19 protein-coding genes are annotated in these 24632 nt (G+C 65.5%); 9 read left to right on the top strand and 10 right to left on the bottom strand.

Annotation, left to right across the window (positions count from 1 at the left end):
• The first annotated feature begins 236 nt into the window (after positions 1-236).
• The 7 genes from AVW09_RS03085 (at position 237) to AVW09_RS03115 (ending at position 7902) form a co-directional block, all read left to right on the top strand.
• Positions 237-1379, top strand: coding sequence for an O-antigen ligase family protein (locus AVW09_RS03085; RefSeq protein ID WP_197462545.1), 1143 nt, complete (start codon positions 237-239; stop codon positions 1377-1379).
• Between the two features lie 102 nt (positions 1380-1481).
• A complete protein-coding gene (locus AVW09_RS03090) occupies positions 1482-2678 on the top strand; it encodes a glycosyltransferase (RefSeq protein WP_269454545.1) in 1197 nt (398 codons plus the stop codon).
• Positions 2675-3472, top strand: coding sequence for a WecB/TagA/CpsF family glycosyltransferase (locus tag AVW09_RS03095; protein WP_063256613.1), 798 nt, complete (start codon positions 2675-2677; stop codon positions 3470-3472). Before AVW09_RS03090 ends, AVW09_RS03095 begins: the two co-directional genes overlap by 4 nt.
• A 60-nt stretch (positions 3473-3532) precedes the next feature.
• A complete protein-coding gene (locus AVW09_RS03100; protein WP_082822787.1) occupies positions 3533-5002 on the top strand; it encodes a lipopolysaccharide biosynthesis protein in 1470 nt (489 codons plus the stop codon).
• A gap of 38 nt (positions 5003-5040) precedes the next feature.
• Positions 5041-6126 carry a polysaccharide pyruvyl transferase family protein gene (locus AVW09_RS17140; RefSeq protein ID WP_197462546.1) on the top strand — a complete coding sequence of 362 codons (1086 nt, stop codon included), beginning with the start codon at positions 5041-5043 and terminating at the stop codon, positions 6124-6126.
• Positions 6116-7024, top strand: coding sequence for a glycosyltransferase family 2 protein (locus tag AVW09_RS03110; protein ID WP_082822789.1), 909 nt, complete (start codon positions 6116-6118; stop codon positions 7022-7024). Before AVW09_RS17140 ends, AVW09_RS03110 begins: the two co-directional genes overlap by 11 nt.
• Entirely contained in the window at positions 7021-7902 is an 882-nt protein-coding gene (locus AVW09_RS03115) for a glycosyltransferase family 2 protein (protein WP_063256617.1), read from the top strand. Before AVW09_RS03110 ends, AVW09_RS03115 begins: the two co-directional genes overlap by 4 nt.
• Before the next feature lie 9 nt (positions 7903-7911).
• Here the strand turns inward: AVW09_RS03115 and AVW09_RS18315 are convergent, their stop codons facing one another.
• The 4 genes from AVW09_RS18315 to AVW09_RS03135 all read right to left on the bottom strand — a co-directional run bounded on the left by AVW09_RS18315 (position 7912) and on the right by AVW09_RS03135 (position 15508).
• The gene (locus AVW09_RS18315) at positions 7912-9345 is read right to left on the bottom strand and encodes a phytoene desaturase family protein (protein WP_063256618.1); all 1434 of its coding nucleotides are present in this window, start codon (positions 9343-9345) and stop codon (positions 7912-7914) included.
• The gene (locus AVW09_RS18175) at positions 9342-10253 is read right to left on the bottom strand and encodes a hypothetical protein (protein WP_063256619.1); all 912 of its coding nucleotides are present in this window, start codon (positions 10251-10253) and stop codon (positions 9342-9344) included. The genes AVW09_RS18315 and AVW09_RS18175 overlap by 4 nt, the downstream gene beginning before the upstream one ends.
• A complete protein-coding gene (locus AVW09_RS03130; protein ID WP_063256620.1) occupies positions 10250-10681 on the bottom strand; it encodes a hypothetical protein in 432 nt (143 codons plus the stop codon). Before AVW09_RS03130 ends, AVW09_RS18175 begins: the two co-directional genes overlap by 4 nt.
• Positions 10682-10867: 186 nt before the next feature.
• A complete protein-coding gene (locus AVW09_RS03135) occupies positions 10868-15508 on the bottom strand; it encodes a CBM96 family carbohydrate-binding protein (protein WP_082822792.1) in 4641 nt (1546 codons plus the stop codon).
• A 495-nt stretch (positions 15509-16003) separates the two neighbouring features.
• On the opposite strand from AVW09_RS03135, the gene AVW09_RS03140 reads away from it, so the two are divergent.
• Together AVW09_RS03140 and lepB are read left to right on the top strand one after the other, a co-directional pair.
• On the top strand, positions 16004-16921 hold the full coding sequence (locus tag AVW09_RS03140) for a hypothetical protein (RefSeq protein WP_156495945.1): 918 nt from the start codon (positions 16004-16006) through the stop codon (positions 16919-16921).
• Positions 16918-17637: a signal peptidase I gene (gene lepB / locus AVW09_RS03145; RefSeq protein WP_063256623.1), complete on the top strand. Its 720-nt coding sequence runs from the start codon at positions 16918-16920 to the stop codon at positions 17635-17637. The genes AVW09_RS03140 and lepB overlap by 4 nt, the downstream gene beginning before the upstream one ends.
• 30 nt (positions 17638-17667) lie before the next feature.
• On the opposite strand, the gene AVW09_RS03150 is transcribed toward lepB, so the two are convergent.
• The 6 genes from AVW09_RS03150 to rpsL all read right to left on the bottom strand — a co-directional run bounded on the left by AVW09_RS03150 (position 17668) and on the right by rpsL (position 24454).
• Entirely contained in the window at positions 17668-19587 is a 1920-nt protein-coding gene (locus AVW09_RS03150; RefSeq protein ID WP_063256624.1) for a DUF4012 domain-containing protein, read from the bottom strand.
• A gap of 76 nt (positions 19588-19663) precedes the next feature.
• Complete coding sequence (locus AVW09_RS03155) at positions 19664-19948, bottom strand: hypothetical protein (RefSeq protein WP_063256625.1); 285 nt, start codon at positions 19946-19948, stop codon at positions 19664-19666.
• Between the two features lie 106 nt (positions 19949-20054).
• Complete coding sequence (gene tuf / locus AVW09_RS03160) at positions 20055-21248, bottom strand: elongation factor Tu (protein ID WP_022878282.1); 1194 nt, start codon at positions 21246-21248, stop codon at positions 20055-20057.
• 159 nt (positions 21249-21407) lie between these two features.
• Positions 21408-23522 (bottom strand): elongation factor G, encoded by a 2115-nt coding sequence (fusA, locus tag AVW09_RS03165; protein ID WP_063256626.1) that lies wholly within the window; start codon positions 23520-23522, stop codon positions 21408-21410.
• Positions 23523-23609: 87 nt separating this feature from the next.
• Positions 23610-24080: a 30S ribosomal protein S7 gene (rpsG, locus tag AVW09_RS03170; protein ID WP_022878284.1), complete on the bottom strand. Its 471-nt coding sequence runs from the start codon at positions 24078-24080 to the stop codon at positions 23610-23612.
• Between the two features lie 5 nt (positions 24081-24085).
• Entirely contained in the window at positions 24086-24454 is a 369-nt protein-coding gene (rpsL, locus tag AVW09_RS03175) for a 30S ribosomal protein S12 (protein WP_013584051.1), read from the bottom strand.
• Between the last annotated feature and the right edge of the window lie 178 nt (positions 24455-24632).

The raw sequence follows: 24632 nt of genomic DNA on the forward strand, positions 1-24632 counted from the left end.
GGATAGGATGCAACGGTGACAGCCCTTCTCGGATTCTCCTCGAAGTCGTTGTCATGTCTCGGCTAGCCGCGAATCCCGGAACCAAAACAACGTCGAAGCGGCCCCCGTTGCGTTCGCCTTCGGCGCAGTTGCGCATCTTGTACTACCACGTCTATTTGGCGTTGGTCATGATGGCGCCTCCGCTTGTTGCCACCCCCGCTCGGTATTTCGGAGTGAGTTCGACCGACGCGGTCGTCGTGACCTGGCTCGTCGTGAACTCATTGGCGTTCCTGATGATCCTGGGCGCGATGCGGAACCAGTTCGGGTCATTCCTGATCGTCGTCGCCTTCAGCACGTATCTCTTGGTCTCACCCCTCTGGTCGGAAGTACCCGCGGTTTCGCTGGGGTACGGCTCGACTCTCATCGGGGTACTATGCGTTGCCTACCTGGTCTCGATCGACCTGAGCATGCGGGAAGTTCTGCAGATGTTCGCCCGCGTCACGATCGCATTGTCGCTCATCGGACTGATCCTGTACGCGCTCCGTGTCGATCAGGCCATCTACGTCGATGCCGCCAACCGAGCCAACGTTCTCGGCGGCGCACCGTTCAAGGGACTTTTCCCCCACAAGATCGTCGCCGGTTTCTATGCGGTCACGGGCATGGTCGCCCTTCTGGCGACGCGGCGCCACAGCGTGGGACGGGTCGTGGGTCTCGGCATTCTGCTGCTCGTCATCCTCGTCACCAGTTCCTCGACTGCCCTGGTTCTGCTCCCTGTGGCCGTCACGATCTTTATTCTCACCAGGCGTGCCCTCGCTCGCGGCACGAGGACCCGATCGTGGTTGGCCTCGCTCTTGGTGACAGCGGCGCTCGGGGGCCTTCTGATGTGGTGGTCGTGGACTGATGTCCTCGACTTCCTCGGGCGCGACGTGACCCTGACGGGTCGAACGATCCTTTGGAATTGGGGCATCGAGGTCTGGGCACAGCGCCCGATCCTCGGATGGGGTTACGGCGCGTATTTCGCGACACCGGAGGCCGCGGCTTTCGCGCAGACGATCCCGGAATTCCGCTCGTGGGATGTTCCGCACTTCCATCAGACATATATCCAGACGGCGGCGGATTTCGGCTTGGTCGGACTCGTCGCACTGGTCGTGCTCTTGGGAAAGGTGCTCGCTCGTGCCTATTCGCAAAGCCGGGCGAACGGTATCGACGTCGCAGCAGGGACCTTCACGATCACCCTCGTGGCAGCCGCCGCGGGCTTCGTGATGTATCTCATCCCGTCCTACGCCTACAGCGGTGCCGTCACACTTTTTCTCTTCGTCGCACTGTTCTCCAGTCGGGCCATCAGGCGCCAGGAGCTGACGAATAATGATCTGACGACGTCATCGGGACCGACTCGATAATCCGCCTTCACCTCGACGTAACATTGCGCTGGTATTTTGAACCGCAAGCGAGGAAGCTCCCCCCAATCACGGCGATCACCACCTGCCCAGAGAGAGACATTCTTGACTGACTCCGCGCTGCCCAAGCCTCTCGTTTCCCCGATTCTGTACCTGTCGGGGGCTCCTCGACTCTCAACCAAGCCGACCACCGAGAGCCTCGGTCCGCGGTCCCACATTCTCGGTGTGATCGACGCGTTCCGCGAGAGCGGTGCTACCGTCACGCCCTTCGTGGTCGGCGACGACGTCCCATCGTCGTTCCACGCGTCGGGGAGCGAAGCCCGCATGACGGCGTCACCGATCCGTGTTGCGGGTGCGGACCTCGTTCGCCTTCTGTACCGAGTGCGCTCGCGTCGCCGACTGAGCCGACTTCTGCGAACGCCTGCGAAGAACCCTGAGCTCGCCTATGAGCGCTACGCCCTGATGCAGGAGTTGGGGAGCGTCGTCCAGCGACGGGGCGCCACCTGGGTGCTCGAGGTGAACGCGCTTCTGGCTCTGGAGTCGACGTCCGACCGGCGAGCGACGTCCAGCCGACGTGTCGCCACTTTCTTCGAGCGCCGCACTCTGCGACGGGCCGACCTCATCGTCGCCGTTACCGAGAACCTGAAGTCGGCTATCTCCGCGGCATACGGCATCGACCCCGACCGCATCATCGTCGTCGAGAACGGCGTCAACGCGAGCAGCCACGGCACGGCCTCGGCGCAGCCGCACACCGACCCCACAATCGGCTTCCTCGGAACTCTGTATTCGTGGCAGCGTGTCGATGAACTGCTCAACGCGGTCAAGCGGAGCGATACACCATGGAAGGTCCGCATCGCCGGCGAGGGCCCCGAATACGCGGCCCTGCAGCAGCAGGCCCGCGATCACGGCATCTCCGACAGGGTGACGTTCCTCGGCCGTGTGCACCCGGACGAGGTGCCCGAGTTCCTGGCCACAGTGGACGTCTGCTACGCGGGCCACGGCAGCTCGGCCGGCGTGTATTTCTCCCCCCTCAAGCTGTGGGAGTACCTCGCTGCGGGACGGCCGGTCATCGCATCCCGTCACGAAACGACCGATCGTCTTCATGCATCCGGATATGCGGTGGAAGTCTTCGGCGAGGCGGACGGCGCCCTCGACGACGCGCTCGCCCTCGCTGCCCGCAAAATGCCCTCTCTGCTGGCGATTGCCGCAGCCGATCAGGGGCGCGTAGCCGACGCACACAGTTGGACGGCGCGGATCACTCCGCTGTTGAAGCGCGTGGCGCAGCTCCGGGGGCGTGCGTGAAGAGCGTAGAGCTGCCCCGCGGACTGGGCACCGTGACACCCATCACCGCGGCCGAGGTGTGCGACTGGATCGTCGCGGACAAGGCACCGTCCGATCATGCGCACATCCTCGGCAACCTGAATCTCCACGCGCTGTACCTGACTCTGGAGGAGGGTCCGGTCGCGACTATGACACGGGCGAGCGACGTCGTCCTCATCGACGGGTGGCCCATCCTCCAGCTGGCGCGTCTCTCGGCTTCGTCGGGCTCCCGCCCCACCAGCCGCGAGCGCGTGGGCAGTACCGACTGGTTGGAGCAGCTGATCCGGCGGGACCCGGATCTACGCGTCGTGGCCGTCGGTGGAACTCCCGCGACGGCGGAGGGGATGCGCACTCATGTCGTTGAGCGCGCCAGCCGACTGGCGTGGCGAGCGTTCGACGGGTACGAGTTCCGCGAGCGGTCCGAGGCGGCCGAGGGAGATCTCCAGTCCGCGCTGGAACAAGCTCAGCTCGTTCTCGTGGGGCTGGGCATGCCACGCCAGGAGTCCTGGATCCTCGACCACCTGCACCATCTCAACAGGGACGCGGTCATCGCGAACGTCGGCGGATGCTTCGACTACTTCGCCGGTACGCAGCGTCTTGCCCCCCGCTGGATGGGCGCTCTAGGAATCGAGTGGCTCTTCCGGTTGGCCCACTCGCCGCGCAGACTCGCCGGGCGATATCTCGTGGAGCCCCTGCTCCTCGTCGGGCGGCTGTCTCGACGACCGCGCCCCGCCACGACGGCATCCGCCCACAGCACGCCCGGAACAGATGCTTGAAGGAACCTTGTCACCGACAGCACCCGCACATGTTGATTTCGCCCTGAGGGAGATCCATCCATGAGTTCCCTCGCATCCGCGGCTGCACGCGGTGGCGGCATCACGATCGCCTCTCAGATGGTCAAGGTCGTGCTCATGCTCGGCTCGACGGTCATCCTTGCACGCTTGCTCAATCCGACCGATTACGGTCTGGTCGTCATGGTGCTCGCCGTCGTCGGCGTAGGCGAGATCTTCCGCGACTTCGGCCTCTCGATGGCCGCCCTGCAAGCCAAATCGCTCAGCCAGGAGCAACAGTCGAACCTGTTCTGGATCAACACGGGGGTCGGCCTCTCGCTGGGCATCATCACCTTCGCCGCCTCCTATCCCTTGGCCGCGTTCTACGGTCAGAGCGATGTCGTGGTCATCGCGCAGACGCTGTCCCTGACCTTTGTCTTCGGTGGTCTTTCGACGCAGTTCAAGGTGCGGATCAACCGGGATCTCCGATTCTTCGCGCTCGCGGTGGCGGACCTGCTCCCGTACGGACTCGGCGTGCTCGGAGCGATCGTGATAGCCGTGCTCTACGCCAACTTCTGGGCTCTGGTCGCACAGCAGCTGATCGTCGCCGCGGCTACGCTGATCACCTCGGTGGTTTTGACCAGGTGGCGGCCAGGACTCCCTCGGCGCGTGCCCATGGACGGGCTCATCTCCTTCGGAGCGAGCTTCGCCGGTACCCAGATCATTTCCTACCTGACCAGGAACATCGACAGCCTCCTGATCGGGAAGGTATGGGGATCGACGGCTCTCGGCTACTACGACCGCGCCTACAACCTGGTCGTCCTGCCCCTCACGCAGATCAACACTCCGATGTCGCGCGTGGCGGTCCCGGTGCTCGCCCGCATCGCCGACGAGGAGGACCGATACGTCTCGCACCTGCGGCGCGCACAACTCGTCGCGCTCTACGTGACGTCTTCGATCTTCGCGATCCTCTTCGCGCTCGGAACTCCGTTGATCGTCGTGGTCCTCGGAGATCAATGGGCGCCCGCCGGACCACTCCTGAGCATTCTTGCCTTGAGTGGGATCTTCCGGTCGCTCGTGCAGGTCGTGTACTGGATCTACATGTCACGAGGACTGGCCGGCGCACAATTCCGCTTCTACCTCGTCGCGCAGCCGCTGCTGGTCGGGGTCATCGCCTGTGGCGTGCCGTTCGGCCCGACCGGAGTGGCTATCGCGGTGTCCATCGGCTACGCGCTCTTCTGGCTGTCCTCGCTCGCGTGGGTGCGCCGCGTGACGAAGCTGAATCTCGGGGTGCTGTACGCCGACGCTCTGCGCGCACTGGGTCTCATCGCCGTGCCCATGGCCGCCGCGGCATTCGGCGCACGTCTGCTCATCGAGTCCCTCGGCTGGGGCAACCTGCTCACCGTCGTGGCCGGGGTGCTCGCCGCTCTGGCCTGGGTAGGGGTCGCCTACGCGATTTCCTCCCGCGTCCGAGATGACTTCTCCAAACTCATCGACTTCGCCCGACGCGCTGTCGGCGGGAGACGAAATGGCTGATGCCGAATCGATCATGTTCCACGAAAGACGGGAAGCGCGTGAGATCTCCTGAGGTTTTTGTCGCAGCACACGGCCAGGACGACAACGTCGGCGACCCGGCCCTGAGGCGGGCGATGCTCGAAGGGTTGGCGCCCTCTTCGGTTCGCCACGTACTGGTCGGCGCTGCCTCCGACGCGTATGTGAACGCACTCGGGTTGCGGGACACCGACATCCTCTACCGGAGCCGACGCGAATGGCAGGCCACCGCGTTTCGCCGGGCAGTGCGCGGACGAGCGGCATTCGTGTCCAACGCGGGAGAGATCCAGTTGAATCGCCGTCGACGTCGAATCAATCGCGTCGACCGCGTCCTCATCGCTCTCATCCGCCTGACCGGTGGTGTCGCCATCTCCACGGGACTCGGGGTGCGACAACCGAACGGGAAGCACTCCCCCATGCTGACCTCCTTGATTCGCGCCTGCCAGATCGCAACCTGGCGAGATGAGCCGAGCAGGGCGTATGCGCGCGCCGGCGTGGTCCGGCCCGACTGGGCGTTCGCTCTCGGCTCGGCCACGTCGGAGCTCTCGAACGAGGACCGGCCGTACCTCTTGGTATCCATGCGCGGGGATACCTCCTCGCCCGCGTCCGCCTGGACCGATGCCGTCACGGCGATCGCGCGGGAGCTCGGGCTGCAGGTGCGCGTCGTCTCCCAGGTCGAGCGCGATGAGGATCGCGGCGAGGAGTTGGCACGACGGTTGGATGCCGAGCTGCATCCCTGGCAGGGCGGCGATCACTTCACCGCCGAGACCGACCTGCGAGGGAGGTACCGTCAGGCTCGGATGGTGGTCAGCGACAGGCTCCACGTGTTGATCTTCGCTGCCACGGAAGGCGCGGTACCGCTCTACCTCCCCAACGTCGCCTCGGCCAAGATCCCGCGAACGATGGCTGTCGTAGATCTCGACGGCTTCCAAGCGGATGCCACCGATGTCGAGTCCGCCGTGGCGACAGCCGTGTCCCTTTCGAGCCGGCAGAAGGATGTCCTCGAGCGGGTGGACGCCGCGCGCGCCGAGCTGGCCGAGCTATCGAGGTCGATGAATGCCCTGCTCGACCCGAGGGTGACGAGTGGGGAGGCACGTGATGTCGACTGAGCCGCGCCTTCAGAAAACGGTCATCTCGATCGCAACGTTCCGTCGGCCAGCACTGCTCCGTTCGCTGCTGAGCGAGTGTGTCCAGCAGGCGACGGGGGTTGCGGGTGCGGTACGGATCGTGGTGGTGGACAACGACCCGGCGGAATCCGCGCGTGAAGTGGTCGCCCAATTCGATTCTGTCGATTATGCGGCCGAGCACACCCCGGGAATCGCGGCGGCGCGCAACCGGGGGTTGGACGCTCTGACCGACGACGACGAGGCGGTGATCTTCATCGACGATGACGAGATCCCGTCGCCGGGGTGGCTGTCGGCGCTGCTCACGTATGCGGACGCCACGGGCGCAGACGTGGTCACGGGCCCCGTGGAACCCCTCATCGACGACGCCGTACCCCGGTGGATTCTGCGGGGTGGGTTCTGGCGGCGCCAGTCTCGCGAAAGCGGCAGCATCCCCGACTCCGTCGCCACGAACAACACCCTGATGCGATTGTCGGCCTGGCGTCCGACCGGAATCCGATTCAGTGAGGCGCTCTCGATGAAGGGCGGCAGCGATACGGAGTTCTTCCGCAGCCTGCGCGCGGGGTCCGACCTCCGCGTGCTGTGGTGCTCGGATGCCGTCGTGCAAGAGCACATCCTGCCTGCGCGGGCGAACGCGAAGTGGCTGTTCCGGCGGGCTGTGCGCATTGGCAACATCAACGCGCGGTACCGAGGTCGGGTGAAGGCGTTCGTCGGCGGCCTGGCCCGTGTGGCCGTGGGCGCGCCGTACATCGCGATCGATTACCTCGTCCATCGCCAGCCGATGGCGAGAAGCTGGAACATGCTCGCTCACGGAGTGGGAATGATCGGAAACGTCTTGAGCATCGATGTCGTCGAATATCGGCGGGGCAGGAGCGGAAAATGACTACGGCACCCACCTTCGCGTGCGTGATTCCCACGCACAACAGACACGACTTCTTGCGCGAGTCCCTCGCCTCGATCCTGGGTCAGTCCGTCCGGCCCCACCAGGTGATCGTGGTCTCGGATATCCAGGACCCCGGCGCCGAGGAGATCTGCCGGGAGCTCGCCTCGGAATTCGACTTCACTGACGTGACGTTCATCCACGACCCCGCGGCCGGGAACGGGGCATCCGCGTCACGCAATCGGGGCGGCAACGAGGCGACCGCCGACTTCATCGGGTTCCTCGACGACGACGATCTGTGGAAGCCGAATCTGCTGGAAGCCGTGGCCGCCGTCCTGGCCACGCATCCCGTCGACCTCGTCGCCGTGAACCGCGAGATCTTCTCTGCGGCGGAGTCGCACATCGGCCCCCGGATCGAGGAGGGCCTCAAGGCATCCGACGTCGCTGCGGCGAGTCTGGGGACGACCGGAAGCAACATGATCGTCAGCCGAGCAGCGTTCCGCGACATCGGGGGCTTCGACGCCGAACTCCCCGTGAAGAACGACACCGACTTCTTCTTCCGATTCCTGCTAGCCGGCTACCAGTACGCGGTCGTGCCCGAACTCCTCGTTCGACAGCGCAAGCACGGGCTCGGCCAGCTGACCACCAAGAACGAGCGCCGGGCGCGTGGTACCGAGCTCTACATCGCCAAACACCGGGAACACCTCTCGCGCCGCGACCTCCGCAAGCTCCGCCTCACCATCCATCGGATCCGTCGCGCGTCTGCCACGACGTTCAGGGACAGGTCCATCCACCTGCTCGGGGCTCTCGCCAACTACAGCATCGCGGACTTCGTCCGGGAACGCCGCGAGTGGCGGATGTGGCACCAGGGCGAGGCGTAACCGCTCGGCCTAGTCGGCGCGAGCGACGGGTCCGAGATCCGGCACGCCCTGACCGACACGGGCAAGCGCGAGGCGCGCGGCATGCCATCCGGCCATTCCGTGGACACCCGCACCCGGCGGCGTCGCCGCGGAACACAGGTACACGCCGGGGATGGGGGTGCGCCAGGATCGCACCGACTTCGTCGGCCTGGTCAGAAGCTGCGGGACGTCCACTCGTCCACCGAGAATGTCTCCGCCGTGGAAATTCGGATTCAGCTGAGCGAAGAAGGGTGCCGGGCGGGATTCACGGTGGACGATGAGATCCCGGAAACCCGGAGCGAACGACTCGATCCGGTCGATGATCCTCTCCGCAGCGTCCTCCGTCGAGCCGTTCGGCACGTGGGCGTACGCCCACACGATCTCGTCGGTCGACCCGGGGGGAAGCCGGGTACGATCTCGACGCGTCGGTTGAGAGAGCAGAACATAGGGGCGCTCGGGTACGGCGCCTCGCAGCGCCGCGCGTTCCGCCCCGGAGACCTCTCTCTCCCACCCTCCGAGATGAACCGTCAGCGCATCGCGCAGCCGTTCGTCGGTCCACGGTATGGGTCCGGAAAGAACGAAATCCACCTTCGACGCCGCGTTTCCGTAACGGTAGCTGCGAAGCGCGGACTCGTATCGCGCGGGCAAGGCGTTCAATGCGATGTCGGCGAACCCCCGGGGCCCGGTGTCGAACATAGCCGTGTCCCCCGGGGACCACACCTCGCGGAGATCGGCGACCGTGCGTCCGAGTTCGACCCGCCCGCCGTGTGCCTGGATGTCCTTCACCAGCGCGTCCGCGATTGCGCCAGAACCGCCCACGGGGATGGGCCAGCCTGCCGCGTGGCCTTCCGCGGCAAGCACGGCGCCGACGAATCTCGCCGCGATCGAGGAGAACGGCGCGGCACCATGGGCGACTACTCCGGCGGCGAGCGCGCGCGCTTCATCGCGCAGCGCTGAGAATCCCATCGCGGCGACACCCAGAGCGAGTGCTCCGGCGACGGTCGAAGGGTGCGGGCGCAGCTCGAGTCCGCTCATGGCCCGAACCGCGTCGATCTGGCGGAGCAGTGGTTTCATGATCGCGGACCATGCCGGACCAGTACGACCGAGTTCGCTACTGGTCCGCTCGAGGTCTTGATACGCGACAGCTGCACGGCCGGGGAGGGCGTGAGCGAAGGAGATGTCCGACTGCACGAAGGGTATCCGGCTTCCCAGATCGAACGCGCGAAAGAACGTGGATGCCAACGCCATCGGATGCACCGCCGAGCAGACGTCGAATCGCCCGTCGAACTCCGTGAAGTCGTCGGTCCGCAGACCACCGCCCGCTTTGTCGCTTCCTTCGTAGACCGTGACGTCGTGGCCCGCACGCGCCATCACAACCGCGGCAGCGAGACCGTTGGGGCCGCTGCCGATAACGCTGACCTTCACGTCAGCTCTACGCTTCCCCGCTCGGGACGAGGCGCGCCTCGCCGCACGCGTCGTACCACCCACATGACAACAGGGGCGAAGAACACGGCGTAGACCAACGTGTAGTCCAAGAACGAGATGCCAAGAGTGAGATAGACCCCCACATGGAAGCAGGCCAGGAGGAGCAGCCAGCAGCGGAAGAGAAGCGGCGTAAAGACGAAAACGATCAACAGACCTTCGGCGGCGAGAGTCGCGTAGTCCATCAGCTTCCAGAACGGGTCGAAGTCGAAGGGGAGCAGCCACGCCCCGAGCGGTCCCAGCTTGTCCCCCGTAGCCACGTCGGTGGCGATGTAGCCCCGCGTGGCCTGACGCGAGGGGTCGAACCATCCACCTAGTGCTTTCGGAACGGCGGCAGACAGCATCGCCCAGCCGATCGTCATTGCAAAAAGAAGGATTGGCAGGCCCCGTGTGGAGTCATTCACTGCCCCGCGTCGCCGAGCTATCAGAGCGTCCACCGACCAGCGCCGACCCCACCCCGCGAAGGCGAGGAAGACCGGGACCAGCTCGAAAAGAATGAAGTGGTCGACCTTGGAGAATGAGTAACTGATCCCCGACGCCGTCATGAGTGTCAGGGTCAGGAGCAACGAGACCGGGACGGTGAAGACGCCGGCGGCGAGAAGCAGCGCGAGGATGAATCTGACGACCGACAGCGCTACGAGAAACCCCAGCGAGGGAATCGAGTCGATGAAGCTGAACACGCCCGGGCGGGGGTGCAAGAAGTCCTGGGGCACGGAGGCGATCCAGAGGAGGTCGACCGGAAGGACGATCACCCAGAGTCCGTACGCGATTCTCAGAGCCGCAAGGAACCGCCCGTCCGCGCGATAGCCATCCACGGCCCGGGCCACGATGGCCTCCAGCCCGGCGATCACAGCTTCACCTCCGTCCACTCGCACGCGCCGTCATCGGTGACGCTGGCGTCGTGGATGTCAACCGCGGCGCTCTGCCAACAGAACCGGATCTCAGAGGCGTCCGTTCGACCCGTCACGGCCTGGACGCGCGTCCGCAGCCACTCTAGGAGCTCCGGCGACCAGTCGTGCGATGCGGAAGGCCCGAACACGTAGTCCAGACTCGGTCGCGCCGTGGAGAATCGAAGGCTGTCCATGACCGCCGCGGGGTTGACCTCGGCAGACGTGCCGTCGGCGAAATCGACGGTGCCCTCGACGAAGGACACCGTGCGGATGCCTTGAGGGGTGGACGCCGTCTGGAATCCCGGCATCCTGATGACCGGGTATGGCTCGGGCGAGACACGGAAGGAGTACACGCCCTGCGCAACCAAGAACACGGCGAATATCGCCACGACAATGAGGCTCTTCCGACGAGAGCCCAGTCTCTCCGACGTGGAATTTCGCGGTGTCACAGTGCCCCCAAGAATCCCGGCGAGATCTGTACGGTAGCACTGCCAGATGACGCCCGATGGTTGACAAGATTTCCGATTATCGAATTCATGCCCATGGCCTGGGCCTGGCCGCGGAGCGCGCCACTCCTACTTCGTCAGGACGATGTCGATGTACGGCGGCACCGTGGATTCGCGGCTCCGCACCTGGACGATGAGCGGCTTGCCGCTCACGAACGGAACGTCCTGCGTGAACGCGATCGATGCCGAGTCGGCCGACGCGGACGCCTTGGAGGCGAGGTAACCGGTGAGATCGAGAGTCCGATAATCGAAGGTGCGGTCGACCAATGTGTTGCCCACGTTGGCACCCATGGCGGGGCGGTTGGCGTAGGTGAGTGTGCTCTCATTCCACGCCGCATCCACCGCATGCGCATCCAGACGCACACTGTCCCCCGTCGACTCGGTGATGGCGGTGTTCACGGACAGGGTCGCGGAAGCAACCTTCTTTCCCTTGATCTGGCTCAGGTCGAAGCACATGTACGCGATCCGCGTATAGGACTCGTCTGTCATCCCGGGGCTCGCCGGCTTGATGGACAACCGGGAATCTGTTCCGTAGTTCGTCCCGGCAGTCGCACCGCCGCGCACATAGGCGTCGGCATTGGCGTAGATGCGGAGCTTCAGCGGATCGGTCACGGTCACGTTGACGGTCTGCTTCACGGAGGCACCGTTGGCCGTGACCACGATGTCCACCGTCGACGTGCCCACGGTGAGCGGTGTGACGACGCCCGCCGCATTCACGCTGAGGACGCTGGGGTTGCTCGAGGCGAAACTCGCGGTGAGGGAACTGGGATCCATTGTGACGCCGGTCGTGCTGGTGGCCGTATACGCGATCTGGGCCGAATCATCGAGCGACAAGGTGTCGGGCAGGCCGGTGATCGCCGCAGCGCTGATGTGTAGCGGGAGCCTGGTCGGGGCGTCCGCGGTGACATCCGTCGAGAAGAATTGCACCTCGGCGATTGACGTTCGCGGCTGCGAGGCCTGGTCTCCACGCCCTACGATCCTGACGTACTTGGCGGCCGGAGCATTTGCCATGACGAGCGTTTGCTCGCCCGACGGTCCCTCGTAGAGACCGTCGAACTGCGTCGTCCACGTCGTTCCGTTGGCCGAGGTCTGCAACTCGAACTTCGTCCGCTGGGACGAGTTCGCCCGCCACGTGATCTTCGCGGACTTCACGGCCTGCGCCTGCGCGAAGGTGTACTTGATCGAGTTCACGTTCCACGTCGACCAGTACGTCGCGGGGTTGCCGTCGTACGTGTCGGCCGGAGATCCCGACGTCGTGTACGTCGCATCCGCTCGAGAGATGGCCAGCGCTGTGGGCTCGAGCACGACGTCGATGTACGGCGGCGTAGACGATTCGCGGCTCTTGACCTGAGCGATCAGCGGCGCACCGGTGAGAAACGGCGTGTCCTGCGTCAGACCCAGCGAGAGAGTTGGCGAGGATGCCAACGCCTTGGCGGCAACGTAGTCCGTCAGGTCGCCGGAACGTGTGGCGAAGACCGTGTCCAGTGCCATGCTTCCCACGGTCGCGCCGAAGGCGGGGCGGTTCGAATACGTCAGACCGCTCTCGGTCCAGGCTCCTTCCACAGCGTGCGCGTCCAACCGGACAGCGTTGCCCGAGGGCTCCGTCACGGCGGCGTTCAGATTGAGCGACGCCGTTGCCACCTTCTTGCCCGCGATGGACGACAGATCGAATCCGAGGTAGGCCAGCCGCGTGTACGACTCGTCCTTCATGCCGGGGCTGGCGGGTTTGACCGCCAACTGGGAGTCCTTGCCGTAGTTGGTTCCCTCCGTCGTTCCCCCTCGGACATAGGTGTCCGCGTTGGCGTAGATCCGGACACGGAGCGGGTCGGAGACTTTGATGCGGGCGAACGCCGTCTGGGTGATGCGCCCCATGGTGGCGATGACGCCCACCGTGGTCTCTCCCCCGCCCGTTGCAGTGACCACGCCGGATCCCGAGATCGTCGCGACGGCGGGATCGCCCGTGACGTAACGAACGGAGCTCAGGCTCGACACGGGGATGGAGCCGCCCTTCGCGGACGAAGCGGTGAAGGCCAGCGTGGCGGTCTGCGCCGCCGACATCGCGCTGGGAACACCGCTGACCGCGATGGAGCCGAGCCGCGCCGGGTCTGGCGTGACGCTTGGTGGGGCGGCGTTGTACGAGTAGAGGGTGATCTCACCGATAGAGGTGCGCGGATCGGATGCCTGGTCCCCGTGTCCCGTGATCCGGACGTAACTGGACCAAGCGCTCGTGGCCGGCACGATGAGCTGGGATCCCGACGAGCCGTCGTAGGCGCCGTCATATCTGTTCGTCCATGTCGACCCGTTGTAGCTCGTGTCGAGTTCGAACTTCGTGTGTTTGGAGGAGTTGGCGCGCCAGTCGATCACGACCGACTTGATCGAACGCGCCTGAGGAAGCGTGTAGGTGATGGAGTTGTCCAGCCACGTCGACCAGTACGTCGCTGGATCACCGTCGAACGTGAGAGCTGGGGTCCCGGCTGTGGTTCTGGTGGCGGACGCCGACTTGATCGCGATAGGGCCGCGGTCTATGTAGACACGATAGGTGGAGGGCGATTTGCCTGGCTCGGTGATCGTGGTGGTCGCGATGCCGGGAACACTCGCGGGCAGGCTCGTTGTGACTGTGGCACCGGTCTTATACGCCGCGACGGACGGAACTGCGGACGCCGGGTCCCAGCGGGAGGTGTAGAAGAACACCGAAGGCGAGAATCCGGGAACGTCAAGACCGTTCACTCGGAGGCCCGTGGCCCGCGAGGCGCCTTCTGGCTCAAGCTGCCAGTTCTGGAGCGACGTCAGGGTGGGGGCAGGCGCGGCCAGGATGGGGGAGAACTGGACCGCGAGCGTCGTGTCGCCGTTCGACGAAAACTGGATCTGCAGCTTTCTTACGCCGTCGTTCGCTGTCTGCTGAACGGGATGCGGCGAGGAGGGCAGCGGCAGGGCGGGCGCATCCGTGAAAGTAGCCGCCGTGTTGTCCGACAAGATGCGGGCGAGCAGCTGCTTCCCATTCAGCGTCAAGGTCGCCGAGCGTCCGTCCGCTGCGACGGTGATGGCTGCGCGCGTGTGCATCGACCACAGCCCCTCGAAGGGCCGACTCGAAGTGATCTCGTCCTGGACGAGGGCCTCCTGGCGCCCGTCGAAGAGTTTGACTCCTCGTTTCCACGAGGTGACGTCGTCCGGGTAGAGCGCCGAAAGGTCCGCCACGGAAAGTCCTGACACGGCGTTCGATTCATATCGAGCCGGCGGCGTCGCCACGACTTTCGTGGGATTAGCGCGATAGGGGTTGATTATGAGGCTGTTCTGTCCCTCAGCGCTGAGTCGATAGTAGTTCCAGCGGTCTCCATCGACACCGGAGTCGAAGTAGCCCGCCAATCCGTAGTCGTCCTTGCCCAGTTCGGTGGCCCAGTTCTGCCCGAGGGCCTCGAGGAAGAAGCTCCCGGCATCGAGCTGCTGATGTGCGGCGTCCGGTCGGCTCCCGGTCCGGAAGCCGAGATAGGTCGCGTTCGTGTCGTTCCAAGACGACCGGAACGTTGCGACGGCGGAGTTCTCGAAGTTCCGATCCAGCGGAAGGTTCGCGGCGCTCGGAGACAGGGCCGGACGACCGGGCGTGTTCCAGAGAAGGCGGTACGCCTCGTTACCGCCGCGTGCCTCGTTGATACCCGCGTAGGTGAAAGACGGATTGTTGTAAATCTGCCCCAGGCCGGCCAGCGTCGGCGTGCGGGACGTTCCCTCCTCACTGTCCCCGAAGTTGAATCGCCGGCCCACGGGGCTCGTCATATAAATGGGGAAGTATCCCGTATCGCTGAGACCGGACTGTCCGGCCAGACCGAAATCGTCTCCCGTCGAGCCCTGAAGGCTTTGGATCAGGATGACCACGTACCGCGTGGCGTAGTCCCAGTAACTGAGGCCCTCGGGCCACCCGCCCCCGCCCGCGTATGTCGCAATCCCTTTCGGAATGCTCGCGATGGCGGACGCCAGCACCTTGTCGGCCAAGGCCGGCTTGTCCTGGGCGATCGCGAGCGCACCCACCGCCATCCCCGCGTTCACGACGATATTCCAGTTGTTCGACCCCTGAGCCCAGTTGCCGCCGTGAGCGTAGGGCCCTGAACTGTCAGCCGGAGCGTCGTACACCGCGACGGCCGGAGTGAGACCGAGATTCGCGATCGCCGTGGACAGCTGCGCTCGACGACCACTCGACCAGTAGGAGTAGAGCCAGTCGTAGCCGACAGCGACCCCGTGGGTCATTTCGGCTGTGTCGAGAAAGTGGTCCGGATTCCAATCCGCGAAGCGAGTGACGGCATCGAGGTCCATCCACAGCCTCTCCGCATACTTGGAGTCGCCGCTGATCTGCCAGGCGAGCCCCAACGTGTAGGACCGATCCACGAGCGCCCGGCTCGTGTCGAGCATTCGGATTCCATCGGGTTTGACGTACGTGAGGACGGGTTTGGACAACAATGCGTCGGCAGACTGAACGACGGACGCGTACGTCTTCGTGCTGAAGGCATCCGTCGTGACCTGCGTGCGAAGGGCAGTAAATCTCGCCGAATCAGCCATCAGCCTCGGGTGGCTGGACGTCACTCTTGCGGAGATATTCGTGAGGTCCGCGGCCATGGCTTGGCCGTCGACGTGAATGATGGGGACCAGCAAGGAACCGATCAGCGCAACGGTTGCGAGGATGGACGACGGTATCCACCTCTTCTTTGTCGCGGCAATATGCATCTCGACTCACTTCTCCGTAGAGGCAGCGACATCAATGCCGCCGCCCGACTGCATTTCGATACTAGAGAAGGACTGGCTCCAACACACGCCCTATCCCGAATGCGAAACGCATTTGCGTATCGCGTACCGAGCATGTTTGTTTCGGGAATGTTTCACAGTGGATGTCTGTCCCCAGGTGGCCGATCGTGCGTGGAGCGTCCGACCTTCCTGCCGCCTCATCCGCCGGTCTCCAATGGATGTCCCTCGGAGATGTGACGCGGCGGGGCCCTAGTCTGAGCGCTCGCCTACAGAACAGAGGGACACAAGGTGCACCAGCAGACCGCCGATACGACGTCGCGCATGCCACACGACGTCGAAGCGTCCTCGGTAAGATTGGAGGCGCTGGGGGCAGAACTCGAAGTACTGCTTCCTCCTGAAGCCCGAACTTCAGAAGCGGAGGCGATAGCCGCGTGGCGTGACGCTGCGTCGACCCATGCGGGCGTTTCAGGGACGGGCATGCCCGTTCTGCTACCGCTGGCGTCATGGAACCATCCCGCACGTGCCCTTTCCGACCTCTCCACGCAGGTCACCCTCGCTGCCCTCGACGCTGTCCGGGGTACGCGCCTGCTCCTCCACGCCGCCGGCGTTGCAGCACCCGACGGACGCGTGCTGGCCCTCGTCGGGCCGTCCGGCCGAGGAAAGACCACGGCGGCGCGGCACCTGGGGATGCGCTTCGGCTACGTAAGTGATGAGAGCGTCGCCGTCGATGAGGCGCTCACCGTGTGGCCGTACCGCAAACCCCTGTCCGTGATCGTCGGGGGGAAATCCGTCAAGGAGCAGATCGCGCCGAGCGACCTCGGCCTGCTCCCGCTCTCCGGCGCGCCACTTCGTCTGGCCGGGATCACTCTTCTCGAGCGCAATCCGGATGCCGACGAGCCCGGCCCCGTCGCGGTGAATCTCATCGACGCGATCTGCGAGATGACCCCGCAGATCAGCTACCTCCCCGAGCTCCCCTCCCCCTTGCACTACATCGCGCGGATCGTCGATCGGATCGGTCGGGTGACGCGTCTCGTCTACCGAGACGCCGCGGACCTTCCCGACATCGTCGAAGACATGCTCGCGGCGCTCCCGGTCGCCCCGCAGACCTGGCGGTCGGCGCCCCCACCCGATCGGACGGGGCCCTGGCGTTGCGCGGAGGTCGACGACGCGATCCTGGTGGAGGGGCGCGCCTGCCTCCTGCGCGACGGCGTCGTCACCGCGCTCGACCATCGCGGGTGCCTGGTGTGGACGAAGTGCCTCGAGGGCGCGTCGGTCGAGACGATCACGGCAGCCGCGATCGCCGCGTTCGGCGACCCGGGGGACGACGACCCCCGTGCCCTGATCGAGCAGACGCTCGTCGAGCTCGCCGAGCACGACCTGGTCGAGCGCGCATGAGCACGGGGACGGCCGCGTCCTCTCGCCCCAGCCGCTGGAGGAGGATCCGTCGATCACCGTTCACGCACCTCGTCCTGGCGATCGTCCTTCTCTCCCTCGTCCAGGCCACGGTGATCAAGCCGTTCCAGGTTCCGTCGGAGTCGATGTCTCCCACCCTCGAGTCGGGTGACCGGATCCTGGCCAGCCGCGTCGCCTACGCCGTCTCCGATCCCGGCGTCGGCGATATCGCGGTGTTCGCCCGACCCGAGAGCTGGGGGGCCCGCCCCGAGCGCGGGGTGCTGCGCACCGCGGTCGGCTGGGTGGGTGACATCGTCGGATTCGGACCGAGCAACCAAGACGCCCTGGTAAAGCGGATCATCGGGGTTCCGGGGTCGACCGTCCGATGCTGCTCAGCCGAGGGGCATGTCGAGGTCGACGACAGAATCCTCGATGAGGACTACGTCGTTCACGATCTGCCGTTCACCCCCGGGGTGAACGACTGCACGACGGCGCCGCAATCTCCCCGCTGCTTCGGCCCCGTGACGGTTCCGAGCGGGGAATACCTGGTTCTGGGCGACAATCGTGCCAATTCCGCCGATTCTGTGGTCGGCTGTCGCGGGACTCTCCCGGCGATGGTGGACTGTGCGCGCTTCGTTCCGCGTGCGGACATCGTGGGGAAAGTCGTCACGGTCATCTGGCCGTTCGACCGGGCCCGCCTCTTCACGGATGGCGGCTGAATCCTCCCGACACGGGGACCACGGCGGACGTCACTGTGAGGCCGAGAAAAGCGAATCGCAGGACGAGTCAATCGTCACCGGGGTCTCGGATGCCGTGGGCGTGTGCCGCAACTCCAGCGGACCGAGCGGCCCCTGCGGGAGCTGGACCGTGGACGAAACGGTCCGCGTCCCACCCTGCGGGACCACGACGAGGCGGCTGAGCGCGGAGTTGCCGTCCTGTGAGCCGGACCGGTCGAAGCCCGACTCTTCGCTCGTCGCGGGGTCGGTGGCGATCACTTGGCCGCCCGGCGGGGCGAAGAACAGCACGTCGAGCATCATCGCGGTGCGCGGGAGTCCGAAGTTCCCGTTCCGCTCTCCCAGCGTGTATCTACTTTGGATGCTGTTCGGGATCGAGTTCGTGAGGGTCGTCGTCGTCGTGATCGTGCGCGCAGTGGCATCGCACGTCGCCGAGACGGACTGGGACAAATGGTATTCGAGCTTCCCGACCGAATAGTCGTTGAGATACGTGCCCACCTGTGTGGTCGTGACGTTGTCCACGCGCAGCGCCCCGTCAATGCCGAGCTCGCGCACCATCTGCTGCGCTTGCTCGTCCGTGAACGACAAGAAGAGACGCTGCTCATTCGCCGACTGCGTCAGGGCATCGAGCATCTTCGACGGATCCCACTTCCCGGCTGTCAAATGCGTGAACACGGTGCGCGAGACTTCGGAGAAGAAGGCATCCGAATCCCGCCCGGAAGGGAAGCGCTCGTACGCGTCACTCAACAGCAGCTTCACCGCATTGTCGCTCGTGATCTGCTCGCCCGCGACGTCCACCGGCCCGGCGACCGCGAGCATGTGCGACAGCACGACGGGATCGATCGAGATCACGCCGTCGAACCGTTCGCCGCTCGTACGGGTCCAGAGGTCCTGGAAGAGCTGGACGGTCGTCGGGAAGCTCGGGGTCATCGTGTAGTCCTGCGAGTACCGGGCGAAGGTCGAAGGGTAGAGCCCGAGGGTCTCCGCCGGGATATCACTGAACTGCTGCCCGGCCGTTCCCTCCTCGTAGAAGGTCGCCGAGCTCGCCTGGTCGAGCAGATCGAATTTGCCCTGATCGACCTTCATGATGATGCTCGCCGCCGGGTTTCCCCCCGTGGCGCGGATCTCGGCGTTGTTCTGGAAGATGATGAGGTATGTCTTGCTCCCGTTGCCGCCGGCCATGTCCAACAGAGTCGGCAGGTAGCGGTTGACGATGTCCAGGGTCGGTGCCGTGCGGTCGATGACGTCGCGGATCTCCCCGACCGGTCCCGCCACGACGTCCAGCAACTGATCCGAACGGATGCCGTCGGTCTCGGCCTTGGCATCGGTGAAGGCCTGCGAGACCACGGGGATGGAGCTCTGCGCCTGCTGGAACGGCTGCAGGTCGAATCCGCCGCCCTCCAGCGCGAGCTTCTTGATGTCGAGGTCGCTGATCATCTGGATTCCCGGCGGCAGCGCCTCCCGCACGAGGATGTCCACCGCACGGGTCACGCGGGAGACGGCGTCGATGTTCGCCCCGACGACGGGAATGTCGGCCGCGGCTTGCCAGAGCGGACCCTGGACCGTGGCGGCGGCACGGGAGGTACGGGCGCTGACGTCGTCCGCCGCAGCCTGCAGTCCCGCCTCGTCCTTCGCCTCGACCAACGAGCCGAGACGCCCGAGTGTCGCCTTCGACGCGAGAAGGTCGTCTCGGACCTCGACGGCCTGAACGGCCAGCGTCGCGGCGAGGATGCCCGCCACCGCGGCGGCTCCTCCGATCACGCCGAGGACTCCGCCCACGACCCACGGCCAGGCGCGGCGCCGACGGGGCGTCGGCGTGTCCGCCGGGTTGATGAGGGCAGTGCCGGTCTCCTCGTCACCTCGGAGAGCGGCATCCTCGTCGTTCCGCCCGTTCGACGCACGGTCTCGGTTGTGGCGGCGAAGACTGTCACCCATGGGGTGAATCCTAGGTCAGACCGCCTGAGCAGCTCCTGCCAAGGGTACCCAGCCGCGGAAACCGCGGGTCAGAGATTCAGACGAAGAGCGGCGCGATCGCGAACCCGGCGCCCACGAGGAGGGAGCTCAGCCCTCCGATGATCGGCATCGCTGTCGCGCCCCCGCGCCGCCCGACCAGGTACCCGGCCACCGCGAGCACGAGGCCCACAGCCGCCACCCCCAAACCGACCACGGCGGCTCTGTCGATGATCGCCGAGGAGTCGGCCCGCAGGAGCAGGAATGCGCCGACCCCCGGAACGGCCACCGCCGCCACCGCGCACAGGAGGGACAGGATGCCGAGGATGCGGGCGAGCGGCTTCACCCGAGCGACTCTACCGGGCGGTACAGACCGGCCCGCTCGCGGAGACCGGGAACGACGAAGGGCCGGGCCCGAAGGCCCGGCCCTTGCCGGTCAGTCCGAAGAGGACTTACTTGAGGATCTTGGTGACGGTACCGGCACCGACGGTGCGGCCACCCTCACGGATCGCGTAGCCGAGGCCCTCTTCCATGGCGATCGGCTGGATGAGCTCGACCGACATCTCGGTGGTGTCACCGGGCATGACCATCTCGGTGCCCTCGGGCAGCGTGATGACGCCGGTCACGTCCGTGGTACGGAAGTAGAACTGCGGGCGGTAGTTCGTGAAGAACGGGTTGTGACGGCCGCCCTCCTCCTTGGACAGGATGTACGCCGTGCCCTCGAAGTTGGTGTGCGGGGTGACCGAACCGGGCTTGACGACGACCTGGCCGCGCTCGACATCGTCGCGCTTGGTGCCGCGGAGGAGCAGACCACAGTTCTCGCCGGCCCAGGCCTCGTCGAGCTGCTTGTGGAACATCTCGATACCCGTGACCGTGGTCTTCTGCGTCGGGCGGATGCCGACGATCTCGACCTCGGAGTTGATCGCGAGCGTGCCGCGCTCGGCGCGACCCGTGACGACCGTTCCACGACCGGTGATGGTGAAGACGTCCTCGATGGGCATGAGGAACGGCTTGTCCTTGTCACGCACCGGGTCGGGGATGGACTCGTCGACGGCGTTCATGAGCTCGACGATCGACTCGACCCACTGCTCGTCGCCCTCGAGAGCCTTGAGGCCCGAGACGCGGACGACGGGGGCGTTGTCGCCGTCGAAGTCCTGCGAGGAGAGGAGCTCGCGGACCTCGAGCTCGACGAGCTCCAGGATCTCCTCGTCGTCGACCATGTCGGCCTTGTTCAGCGCGACGAGCAGGTAGGGGACGCCGACCTGCTTGGCGAGCAGAACGTGCTCACGCGTCTGGGCCATCGGGCCGTCGGTCGCCGCGACCACGAGGATCGCGCCGTCCATCTGAGCGGCACCGGTGATCATGTTCTTGATGTAGTCGGCGTGACCGGGCGCGTCGACGTGAGCGTAGTGACGCTTCGGGGTCTCGTACTCGACGTGCGAGATGTTGATGGTGATACCGCGCTGGCGCTCTTCCGGCGCCGAGTCGATCGACGCGAAGTCACGCTGGACGTTGGTGGCCGACGGGTACTTGTCGGCGAGCACCTTCGAGATGGCAGCGGTGAGCGTGGTCTTGCCGTGGTCGACGTGACCGATCGTTCCGATGTTCACGTGCGGCTTGGTCCGCTCGAACTTGGCCTTAGCCACTGGGTCCTCCTCAGGACGTTCATGCAGAGTGACGGGCGCTGGATTGCGACCGGTTCTCTACGGGGATGGTTCTCAGGTTACTAGAGAGTCGGTATTGAGTTTGAGCGGATGCCGGGAGCCCGGCCGGAGCGTGGGCTCCCGGCATCCACGAGAGCGGTGTTACTCGCCCTTGTTCTTCTGGATGATCTCGTCCGCGACGGCCTTCGGCACGTCGGCGTAGCTGTCGAACTCCATCGAGTAGACGGCGCGACCCGAGGTCTTCGAGCGCAGGTCACCGATGTAGCCGAACATCTCGGACAGCGGGACGTTGGCGCGGACGACCTTGACGCCGGCGGCGTCCTCCATCGACTGGATCTGGCCACGACGCGAGTTCAGGTCGCCGATGACGTCGCCCATGTACTCCTCGGGAGTACGGACCTCGACGGCCATGATCGGCTCGAGGAGCGTGGGGTTCGCCTTGCGGACGGCCTCCTTGAAACCCATCGAACCGGCGATCTTGAACGCCATTTCGGACGAGTCGACGTCGTGCGAGGCACCGTCGAGCAGGATCGCCTTGACACCCACCATGGGGTAGCCGGCGAGCACGCCGACGTTCATGGCGTCCTGGAAGCCCTGGTCGGTCGGCGAGATGTACTCGCGCGGGATACGACCACCGGTGACCTTGTTCTCGAACTCGTAGGTCTTGTCGGCCGTGACCTCGAGGGGCTCGAGCGCGAACTGGATCTTCGCGAACTGACCCGAACCACCGGTCTGCTTCTTGTGGGTGTAGTCGTGACGCTCGACCGCCTTGCGGATGGTCTCGCGGTACGCCACCTGGGGCTTGCCGACGTTGGCCTCGACCTTGAACTCGCGCTTCATGCGGTCCACGAGGATGTCGAGGTGCAGCTCGCCCATGCCCTTGATGACGGTCTGACCGGTCTCGGCGTTCTGCTCGACGCGGAACGTCGGGTCTTCCTCGGCGAGCTTCTGGATGGCGACACCCAGCTTCTCCTGGTCGGCCTTGGTCTTGGGCTCGATGGCGACCTCGATGACCGGCTCCGGGAACGTCATCGACTCGAGGACGACCTGGTTGGCCGGGTCGCTCAGGGTGTCACCGGTGGTGGTGTCCTTGAGGCCGATGACCGCGTAGATGTGACCGGCGGTCACGGAGTCGACGGGCATCTCCTTGTTGGCGTGCATCTGGAAGATCTTTCCGATGCGCTCCTTCTTGCCCTTGGTCGCGTTGACGACCTGCGCGCCCGAGTCGAGGTGACCCGAGTAGACGCGGATGTAGGTCAGGCGGCCGAAGAAGGGGTGCGTCACGATCTTGAACGCCAGGGCCGCGAAGGGCTCCTCGCGGTCGGCGTGGCGCTCGATGACGATCTCTTCGTCCTTCGGGTCGTGGGCCTCGATGGCCGGCACGTCCAGGGGCGAGGGGAGGTAGTCGACGACCGCGTCGAGCATCGGCTGGACGCCGCGGTTCTTGAACGCGGAACCACAGAGCACCGGGTAGAGCTCGGAGGCGATCGTCAGCTTGCGGATCGCGCCCTTGATCTCGGCGACCGTGAGCTCTTCGCCACCGAAGTACTTCTCGAGCAGCGCCTCGTCGGACTCGGCGACGGTCTCGAGCAGCTTCTCGCGGTACTCGGCGGCCTTGTCGGCGAGGTCGGCCGGGATCTCCTGGATCTCGTACTTGGCGCCCATGGTCACGTCACCCTTGGCGTCGCCGGGCCACACCAGGGCACGCATCTCGACGAGGTCGATGACACCGAGGAAGTCGTTCTCGGCACCGATGGGGAGCTGGATGACCAGCGGCTTGGCCTTGAGGCGGTTCACGATCGTGTCGACCGTGAAGTAGAAGTCGGCGCCCAGCTTGTCCATCTTGTTGACGAAGCAGATGCGGGGGACGTCGTACTTGTCGGCCTGACGCCACACCGTCTCGGACTGGGGCTCGACGCCCTCCTTGCCGTCGAAGACGGCGACGGCGCCGTCGAGCACACGCAGCGAGCGCTCGACCTCGACCGTGAAGTCGACGTGTCCGGGGGTGTCGATGATGTTGATCTGGTTCTTGTCCCAGAAGCAGGTGACGGCGGCGGAGGTGATCGTGATGCCACGCTCCTGCTCCTGCTCCATCCAGTCGGTGGTCGCGGCACCGTCGTGCGTCTCACCGATCTTGTGGTTGACGCCCGTGTAGAACAGGATGCGCTCGGTCGTCGTCGTCTTGCCGGCATCGATGTGCGCCATGATGCCGATGTTGCGGACCTTGTGGAGGTCGGTGAGCACGTCTTGTGCCACGGGTGTCTTCCTTACCTGTTGGGAGGTTGATGCCGGGCCCATCGGAGGGTCCACGACCGGGGTTCGGTCGCGGACCCTCCGCGGGTGTTACCAGCGGTAGTGCGCGAAGGCGCGGTTCGACTCGGCCATCTTGTGGGTGTCCTCGCGGCGCTTGACCGCGGCACCGAGGCCGTTCGAGGCGTCGAGGATCTCGTTCTGCAGACGCTCGGTCATCGTCTTCTCACGACGACCCTTCGCGTAGCTCACGAGCCAGCGCAGCGCGAGGGTGTTCGCGCGGTGCGGCTTGACCTCGACCGGAACCTGGTAGGTCGAGCCACCGACGCGGCGGCTCTTGACCTCGAGGGTGGGGCGCACGTTGTCGAGCGCCTTCTTGAGGGTGGCGACGGCGTCCTGGCTGTTCTTCGCCTCGACGCCACGGAGGGCGTCGTAGACGATCGACTCGGCCAGCGACTTCTTGCCGTCGACGAGGATCTTGTTGACGAGCTGGGTGACGACGGGAGCGCCGTACACCGGGTCGTTGACGACGGGACGCTTCGGGGCGGGACCCTTACGAGGCATGGTTCTCAGCCCTTCTTCGCGCCGTAGCGGCTGCGAGCCTGCTTACGGTTCTTGACAGCCTGGGTGTCGAGCGCACCGCGGACGATCTTGTAACGGACACCGGGGAGGTCCTTCACACGACCACCGCGGACGAGCACGAGCGAGTGCTCCTGCAGGTTGTGGCCCTCGCCGGGGATGTAGGCGGTGACCTCGGTACCGTTGCGCAGCTTCACGCGGGCGACCTTGCGCATCGCCGAGTTCGGCTTCTTGGGGGTCGTGGTGTACACGCGGGTGCACACGCCGGCCTGCTGGGGGTTCGACTTCAGCGCGGGAGCCTTGGTCTTCGAGACCTTCGGCGAGCGGCCCTTGCGAACCAACTGCTGAATGGTTGGCACGTTCTCTCCTTGTTTGTGCTGCACGGTGACAGCGTCGTGTCTCCCCCGACTCGGCGCGGATCTTGCGATTCGTGACGTGTCGGGCTCACGTGTGATCCACCGCGCGCCAGAATGATCGGGCGCGAGTGTGGTGGATATGCCGTGGGGGTGGCCTGTTCGCAGGCCGTTCCCTGAGATG

The sequence above is a fragment of the Microbacterium sp. T32 genome (assembly GCF_001619615.1).
Taxonomy (GTDB): Bacteria; Actinomycetota; Actinomycetes; order Actinomycetales; family Microbacteriaceae; genus Microbacterium.